Here is a 7,539-nt window from a genome sequence, read left to right as displayed (position 1 = left end):
AAAAAGGAAAACATCTGCATTGCCAAAATGCTTCTCAATCACAGAGAAAAACCGCCTGCAATCAAACGTCCAGGCGGTTCTCTCATTTATAGCCCAAGCATCTCTCTAGCTTTCTCCGGGAAATCAATAAAGGGGTTTCGGTTACCCTGCAGCTCCTGGATTGCGGCATTCCGATGCTTTTCGTATAGCGTAACAGGATATTCCAAATGCCATCTGAGCAGAAGCTCGAAGTTCATTTGTTCATCAAGACGGATGACATCTTTATATCTTAGAGCAAAATAAAATACAGCTCTCGCAACAATACCTTTTCCGTATTCAGGTTCGAACTTTGCTGCTTCCACCATGCCGCAGCCAGACCGTATGCCTAAGGCGGCTAGCTCAGGTTCATAGGATGAGAAATCGTGATAAGGGTGATTGCTTCTCATGCTGTTGCATGCTGGTTCACAGGCAAACAAATGGTGAAGATCTCCTCGCATCGGCTCCTTACCATCAAACCATGATTGGGGCACTACATGTTCAGTATTGAAAAGAGAATCAGAACTGGCTATAAAGCCTCCTTGCCTCAAGGTGTCCAGAATTCGTAAATCTTCTTCGATCACTTCAACAGGGTCAAGGTCCTGGCCGGAATACAGGCTCTTCAGTTGGAGATTTTCCTGTAAATCCACCCAGGGATAAACGTAATCATGCGGCGAATAGTTTAAATGGGAGGAATGTGTCCGGACCAGCAGCAAACAAAGCTCTTCCGCACCGAAAACAGCGTCACAATAATATTCATCACGCATTATCGCGTCCAGTTCTGCATCATAATACGTTTTATTCTCAATGTTATGAATGTACGCCTCACTAGCTGATAAAATCATATCGCATCCATGACCATCGTTTTAAAGCTCTGGTCAAAGATTTCGGCCAGGTGCTCAGGAACAGTCAGGTATACGAGCCCATTGCCTTCGAGCTTTGGCGAATTGCCGAGCGGCACCGTCCGCTTGACCAGCTGCGCGTAAAGTTCAGGTTCTGTCAGCTCCCGCTCAAAGTGGACTTTTGCATATGTTTTGATCAAGGCCAGTGCGCCGGATACGTGCGGAGCAGCCATTGAAGTACCGCTCAAGGTCGCATATTTTCCGTTCAGATAAGTTGAAGTGATCCGCTCACCTGGAGCCACGACATCTATTTCATTATGTGAGTTGGTAAAATCGGATGAACCTCGTTCAAGGTTCACTGCTCCGACACTGATGACTTCGTTATAAGCACCAGGGTAGGCAAATTCATTGGTAGAATCATCGCCATCTCCTTCATTGCCAGCGGCACAGACGACAAGGATATTCTTTTTTACAGCGGCTTGGATTGCCTCATGCAATTCGGGGACGTCTGCCGGGCCGCCCAGAGACATTGAGATAATATCTGCTTCTTGCTCGATGGCATAGTAAATTCCATTGATAATCCATTCATATTTGCCTGACCCGGCTTTATTCAATACTTTTACGATCAGCAAACCAGCCTCTGGTGCAACACCGATGACGCCTGCTTCATTTTCCTGGGCGGCAATCGTGCCAGCCACGTGCGTACCATGACCATTATAGTCGGTAAAGAGATCAGGATTGCCGCGGTCATCGTCTGTAAAATTCCTGCCACCGATGATTCGGTCTTTTAAATCAGGGTGTGTGGTTTCACAGCCTGTATCCAATACAGCAACCTTCATTCCCTTTCCTTTCGTTTCGTTCCAAAGCCTGGGTGCCTGTATCAGTTCAACACCTTTTGGCACCTCCAAAATTTCCTCAGCTTCTGCAATCACGGTATAAGGGATAACACGAACACCTTGCTCCATATCTTTCCCTCCTTAGAGATAAAATTGAAGCGAGTTCTAGTTGTGTTAATAAGTCTAACAATTCTGACTATTAATGAAAAGGACCGATAGTAGGGAATTTACTAGAAATGACTATACAAAATTGGGCAATTTATCCTAATGGATTTAACTTTATATTATTCAGTAAACGTCTGAGAAAACTGGAAAAGGAATCGTCTGTCTTGATTGCATTACACCCATCCGCAGGTTGAACACTACTTCCTAAGGGGTGAATATACTTTGAACGTCGTAACGACATTTGTAGATAAAAGAAAGCAAAGACAAGTGAAGTATGAGCGGGCGATGCTCCGTGAATTATCAATCAACATCCTGCAGGGCAGGGTGAAACAATATTTTGGCTCATCAAGGCTAACCTCGAACCTGATCATGAATTCGGGAATTGAAGAGGCTTGTTATGATGTAGCGATAGAAGCCTATTTACTCGGCGCAAAGTTCAGCCGTTTCGGATATTTCGGAGAACCACTAGAGGCCGTTAAACCTCGCTGCGAAAAAGAAGAGCGGCATCTGATTGACACCTTGTATAACTTTTTCCTTTTTTGGGGGAAGGGAGAAGAAGGAGTTGGTTCAGAGGAGCTATATTATTTATGCGAGCAATATTGTGATAGCTGGTGGAGAGAAGGATTCATGAAGGGTGAAAAGAAATATAAGCTGAGGCTGCATTAAGGGCGATAGTTCTAAACCGCCGACCCGTCCCATATAGTTTATTATCAGGGACTAGCTGGGGAGGATGGAATAGAACATGCTAAAGAAAATAAAAATTGGATTATTCGCAGCCGGCCTTGCCGTGCTGTTCCTCATATTGCAGTATGATTTTACCGAAAATGATTCATGGGAATCCTGGAACCTGCCGCTTTCGGGGAAAATCATCTATCTGGACCCAGGGCATGGCGGGGTCGATCCTGGGGCAGGAGAGGATGAGCCTTTTGAAAAAGATATCGCACTTAATGTTACCTTGAAGCTGCGGGATTACCTCCAGCAGCAGGGAGCCCTCGTGATCATGACGCGCGAAACAGATATTGACCTTGCGGATAAAGGACTTAAGGGCTACAGTAAGCGGAAGGTCCAGGATTTGAAAAGGCGCCTTGATTTGATCAATAAATCGGAAGCCGATTTTTTCGCAACGATCCACTTGAACGCAATCCCTTCGTCTAAATGGAAAGGGGCTCAAACGTTCTACTCCACGAATTACAAAGAAAACAAGCGTGCCGCCAAACTGGTCCAGGACGAATTACGCCGGAACCTTGAGAATACAGATCGAGACGCAAAGGCAGCAAATAGTATTTATTTGCTGAAGCATACCAATAAACCCGGAGTGTTGGTCGAAATCGGATTTTTGTCTAACCCCCAGGAAGCGGCAAACCTGAGAGATGAAGCATATCAGGAAAAAGTGGCTGCTTCTATTTACGAGGGCATGCTACGATATTTTACAGATGAACAGAAGTTTTGGGAAAAATAAAGAAGGGTCATGGATCCTTCTTTTTTTATGTAGATGAGAAAATATAATTTCACTTTGAGAATTGTCCAGCTCCAGCGCCTAGCCCCTCGAGTCGCTTCGGTCCGCCCGATGAAGTCAAAGAGCGACTTCACCGGTCGGCCCTCCAGCGCTTGTCGGGGCTGACCAAGGCACTTGCGCTTTTCTTGGTAAAAATATCTTTCAGAAATGTGTGATAGGTTTAACACTTAGGAATTTTATCATTATGGTATACTGTCCTTGGAGATAAATTTTTACAGAGGAAGGTGTCAAAATGTTAACTGAAGCTAAGGTACGAGAAAGTCTAAAAGACATTAAGGAACCATTTTTACATAAAACACTCGAAGAGATCAATGCCATCGAAGAAATCAAGATTAAAGAAGAGAAGAACCATGTAAGCGTTAAAATTGGCATCGCCAAAACAGGTACAGCCGAGCAGCTGCAGCTGCAGACAGAAATTGTCAATGTTTTAAAAGGCGCTGGAGCGGCATCTGTAGGCCTGCGATTCTTTGACCTTCCGGCAGAAGTCCTCTCTAAATATCAGACAGCAGCTCCTGAAGAAGAAGAAGGCCTGCTTTCTCCTAATAACCAAACAACATTCATCGCAATCGCGAGCGGAAAAGGCGGAGTGGGTAAATCCACTGTATCCGTGAATCTTGCCGTATCTCTTGCGCGTTTAGGCAAAAAAGTAGGACTTGTGGATGCCGACATCTATGGTTTCAGTGTTCCTGACATGATGGGTATCACGAAGCGCCCGGTTGTTAGAGGAGAAAGAATCATCCCTGTTGAAAGACACGGAGTGAAGGTCATCTCTATGGGATTTTTTGTAGAAGACAATGCACCGATCATCTGGCGCGGACCGATGCTAGGGAAAATGCTGAACAGCTTCTTCAATGAAGTCGAGTGGGGTGAACTGGACTATCTCCTATTGGACTTGCCTCCAGGAACAGGAGACGTGGCATTGGATGTGCACACCATGCTGCCATCATGTAAAGAAATCATTGTTACTACGCCTCACCCAACGGCTGCATTCGTTGCTGCGCGTGCAGGTGCAATGGCCCTTAGAACAGAACATGAAATTCTTGGTGTCATTGAAAACATGTCCTACTTTGAAAGTAAGCTAACTGAGGAAAAAGAATATGTCTTTGGTCAAGGCGGGGGCGAAAAGCTTGCAGACGAGCTCAATACACAGCTATTAGGCAAACTGCCATTAGGCCAGCCGACCTGGAATGAAGAAGATTTTGCTCCATCCATCTATCAGGAAGACGATAAGATTGGCGCGATTTATACGAATATTGCCCAGCAAGTTGTTCAAATGCTTGGAAAATAATAAGAGAGCCTCTCCTGATTGGAGAGGCTCATTCATTTTTTTATTCAGTTAATCCTTTGTTGGGGCTGATCAAGGACTTTGCTAATCCAATTACTATTGACCTTCAGAACCGCTGCCTGAATCCCCGCCACCGCCAGAACCTCCTCCGCCTTCTTCGGAGCCTCCTTCAGACTTTTGGGTGGGCATTTCCTCAGCAGCTTTGACAATCAACGCTTGAAGTTTGGCTTTGAATAACGGGCTTTCAAAGGTTTCTGTCATGATTTTTTGTAGATGCTCCCGGTATTCTTTGCTTTTGAGGACGTTAGTTAATTCCTTTTCAAGTTCAGGGTCCTTCATGACTTCAATCATCATGCCCTTATATTCTGGGTCCTTCATAAGGTCCTTTAACAGCTTTTCATTTTCCTTCTTCATGCTTTTTGCTACACTCTCAGCGAATTTTGGATCTTCAAAGGATTTTTTCCAGAAATCCATTCCCTTTTCAGATGTCAGTGTTTTTTCAACTGTATCAATTACGACCGGCTGGTCCATTATTAGCTTTTCCTTCATGCCGTCGTCACCCATGACTTCCTGGATTGCTTTTTTGCCATCGTCAGTCTTCAGGATATCAACAACCATTTTCTTTGTTTCCTCATAATCGACTTCCCCTGCTGACTCGGCTGGAGAAGCACAGCCGGCAGCTAAAAGTAAAAAGGAAGCAGGGAGTATAAATTTCACGATTTTCTTCATCTTCCATTCCCCTTTCACATAGACAGCCCTAATTTTAGGATGAGTAAAATGACAAATTGTTATGCACGAAGAACGACACCTAGATTTTTCAAATCCGCATTGGTACAATCATATAGTGAAGTTTAATTTTGTTTTGGGGGAAAAAATCGTGACTAGCCGTAATTGGGTACACTTATTTCTCACCACTTTAGCAGTTGGGGCGGTAACAACTGCTGTAGTTGGTTTTATTGTCCGCTGGAGTGAATTCCAGCACCTGCTGAGTGATTTCAACATTCTAGAATTCCTTTCAATTTTAGTATGGCTAATGGGTGTTGGACTTATATTTAGCATTCTTAGCCAAATGGGTTTCTTTGCATATTTGACAGTGCATCGCTTTGGACTGGGTATTTTTAAATCATTATGGAATCCAGTACAGGTCCTGTTGATTGCCTTTGTATTGTTTGACCTTGTCTACTTGCGTTTTGCCACATTTGCGGAAAACGGCGAGAGTATCATGTCCTACTTAGGACTCGCTGTGATCGTATTGGTTGCGGGGCTGATTGTGGCGTTTATGAAGGTCAAGCAAACAAATAAAGAAGCTTTTATACCAGCATTGTTTTTCATGATTGTCGTAACAGTGGTTGAATGGGTGCCGGTACTCCGTGTGAACGAGCATAGCTGGCTTTATCTTATGCTATTTCCGTTGTTAGTTTGTAATGCCTACCAGCTATTGGTTCTTCATAAGCTGAACCAAAAATCACTTCAGGAACGGAAGGTTCTTGAAGAAAAGGCTAAGACAAAGGTGAAACCTAATAAAAAGGCACAAAAAAAACCGTCCAACGCATAGTTGGACGGTTTTTTATTTTACTTCAGCTGATTTAGAGTCCCCATTGGCAATCATTTCGGATACCGTGACCATCTTCAGGTTTTTCGACTTGATATCTTTTAACACAAGCGGCAGTGCTTCCGCTGTTTGTTTAGCTGAATCAGATGCATGCATCAATAAAATATCGCCTTTTTTGGCTTTAGAAGCATTCGCGGCAATTACCTCCGTACCCGGATTCGTCCAATCCTTTGTATCAAGACTCCAGTGGACGACCGTATAACCAAGGCGCTCGGCAATTTTTAGCGTGCGTTGGTCAAAATGGCCAGTAGGGGCGCGCAGCAACTCAATGTTCTTAACATTAAGCTTCTTGAATGCTTCCTGGGCCTTCTGGATATCACGTCTGACCTTGTCGTCTTCAAGATCGGTATAATCCTTATACTCATAACCAAGCATTCCGATTTCATACCCTTCTTTCACCATCCGGCTCACCAAGTCTGGATGTCTTTCTGCCCAAGAACCTGACAAGAAGAAGGTAACAGCTCCGGCTTTCTCTTTCTTGAGGACGTCAAGAATCGGTTCAGCTTTTTCATCGCCCCAGCCAATATTAAAGGTCAAGGCCAAATCCTTCTCGCCTTTATAGATGGCTTTAGGACCGTCCTTTGCTGAAAAAGCAGGGATTTGGACCATATTATCCATGTAAAAGAACCAAGCTGTAAAAAAAGCTGCAATCACGATGACAAAAACGGTTTTAATCGACTTAGCATTCATTACATAAAAAAAATTCATTTTCTCACCACCTCGTCCAATGCACTCCTTGTCTAATTTTTATTCCACAGCCTAAAAAGATATGATAATAAAAAATCAGATTATAAAAATCCGAAAAAAAGACCACACTACAACCACTATGTGAAATTGGACAGGAGTGTATATATGCTTGGCGTTCTGATCAATGAGAAGGAACTGAAAGAGCTAGAATACTTAATTAAAAGGGAAATGGATGAAATCCTATTCGATCTGAAGGATGATCGTATTGATCATGTCGTTAAAAGATCCATGAAGGAAAGATATCAAATTCTTTTTTCTCTCTTTAAAAGAGTAGCATCCCCAAAGGAATGCCTTAAGTATATGCCAGCGAAGAAAAGCATGTATAAAGGCCAATAATAAAGTAATGAAACTTTTTTTAGATTATTATTGACGGACAGAAAATATCCTGTTATATTAATAAACGTCGCTGCTGAGTCACTCGCTAACACGAGGGTCGGCGGTAAAAAATAATAAAAAATGTGGTTGACATTAAATCGGTCACATGCTATATTATGAAAGTCGCTTCTGAGCGGCAAGACAAT

At 43.4% G+C, this 7,539-nt stretch carries 9 protein-coding genes; 5 read left to right on the top strand and 4 right to left on the bottom strand.

Annotated elements, in window-relative coordinates; all coding sequences use genetic code 11:
* Positions 1 to 86: 86 nt before the first annotated feature.
* Both AB5I83_RS23565 and AB5I83_RS23560 read right to left on the bottom strand, forming a co-directional pair.
* Positions 87 to 860, bottom strand: a complete 774-nt coding sequence (locus AB5I83_RS23565; RefSeq protein ID WP_448978926.1) for an endonuclease I family protein — start codon at positions 858 to 860, stop codon at positions 87 to 89.
* Positions 857 to 1,822 (bottom strand): S8 family peptidase, encoded by a 966-nt coding sequence (locus AB5I83_RS23560; RefSeq protein ID WP_448978925.1) that lies wholly within the window; start codon positions 1,820 to 1,822, stop codon positions 857 to 859. Before AB5I83_RS23560 ends, AB5I83_RS23565 begins: the two co-directional genes overlap by 4 nt.
* A gap of 258 nt (positions 1,823 to 2,080) precedes the next feature.
* On the opposite strand from AB5I83_RS23560, the gene AB5I83_RS23555 reads away from it, so the two are divergent.
* The 3 genes from AB5I83_RS23555 to AB5I83_RS23545 all read left to right on the top strand — a co-directional run bounded on the left by AB5I83_RS23555 (position 2,081) and on the right by AB5I83_RS23545 (position 4,662).
* The gene (locus AB5I83_RS23555) at positions 2,081 to 2,524 is read left to right on the top strand and encodes a YbaK family protein (protein WP_448978923.1); all 444 of its coding nucleotides are present in this window, start codon (positions 2,081 to 2,083) and stop codon (positions 2,522 to 2,524) included.
* A gap of 76 nt (positions 2,525 to 2,600) precedes the next feature.
* On the top strand, positions 2,601 to 3,317 hold the full coding sequence (gene cwlD / locus AB5I83_RS23550; RefSeq protein WP_448978921.1) for an N-acetylmuramoyl-L-alanine amidase CwlD: 717 nt from the start codon (positions 2,601 to 2,603) through the stop codon (positions 3,315 to 3,317).
* Positions 3,318 to 3,606: 289 nt separating this feature from the next.
* On the top strand, positions 3,607 to 4,662 hold the full coding sequence (locus tag AB5I83_RS23545; RefSeq protein ID WP_167834123.1) for a P-loop NTPase: 1,056 nt from the start codon (positions 3,607 to 3,609) through the stop codon (positions 4,660 to 4,662).
* Between the two features lie 93 nt (positions 4,663 to 4,755).
* On the opposite strand, the gene gerD is transcribed toward AB5I83_RS23545, so the two are convergent.
* Positions 4,756 to 5,388, bottom strand: a complete 633-nt coding sequence (gene gerD, locus AB5I83_RS23540; RefSeq protein ID WP_448978919.1) for a spore germination lipoprotein GerD — start codon at positions 5,386 to 5,388, stop codon at positions 4,756 to 4,758.
* Between the two features lie 148 nt (positions 5,389 to 5,536).
* Here gerD and AB5I83_RS23535 point away from each other — a divergent pair, with 148 nt between their 5' ends.
* Entirely contained in the window at positions 5,537 to 6,214 is a 678-nt protein-coding gene (locus AB5I83_RS23535) for a KinB-signaling pathway activation protein (RefSeq protein WP_448978917.1), read from the top strand.
* 12 nt (positions 6,215 to 6,226) lie between these two features.
* Here AB5I83_RS23535 and pdaB read toward each other — a convergent pair whose 3' ends face one another.
* Positions 6,227 to 6,979, bottom strand: a complete 753-nt coding sequence (gene pdaB, locus AB5I83_RS23530; RefSeq protein ID WP_448978915.1) for a polysaccharide deacetylase family sporulation protein PdaB — start codon at positions 6,977 to 6,979, stop codon at positions 6,227 to 6,229.
* Positions 6,980 to 7,123: 144 nt separating this feature from the next.
* On the opposite strand from pdaB, the gene AB5I83_RS23525 reads away from it, so the two are divergent.
* Positions 7,124 to 7,354, top strand: coding sequence for a hypothetical protein (locus tag AB5I83_RS23525; protein ID WP_167834127.1), 231 nt, complete (start codon positions 7,124 to 7,126; stop codon positions 7,352 to 7,354).
* Positions 7,355 to 7,539: the final 185 nt, after the last annotated feature.

Source organism: Mesobacillus sp. LC4 (assembly GCF_053543455.1).
This window is presented reverse-complemented; position numbering and strand designations above follow the sequence as displayed.

Coding starts and splice junctions, on each gene's coding strand:
- AB5I83_RS23565 (WP_448978926.1), bottom strand. CDS start 860: ATGATTTTATCAGCTAGTGAGGCGTACATTCATAACATTGAGAATAAA.
- AB5I83_RS23560 (WP_448978925.1), bottom strand. CDS start 1,822: ATGGAGCAAGGTGTTCGTGTTATCCCTTATACCGTGATTGCAGAAGCT.
- cwlD (WP_448978921.1), top strand. CDS start 2,601: ATGCTAAAGAAAATAAAAATTGGATTATTCGCAGCCGGCCTTGCCGTG.
- AB5I83_RS23545 (WP_167834123.1), top strand. CDS start 3,607: ATGTTAACTGAAGCTAAGGTACGAGAAAGTCTAAAAGACATTAAGGAA.
- gerD (WP_448978919.1), bottom strand. CDS start 5,388: ATGAAGAAAATCGTGAAATTTATACTCCCTGCTTCCTTTTTACTTTTA.
- pdaB (WP_448978915.1), bottom strand. CDS start 6,979: ATGAATTTTTTTTATGTAATGAATGCTAAGTCGATTAAAACCGTTTTT.
- AB5I83_RS23525 (WP_167834127.1), top strand. CDS start 7,124: ATGCTTGGCGTTCTGATCAATGAGAAGGAACTGAAAGAGCTAGAATAC.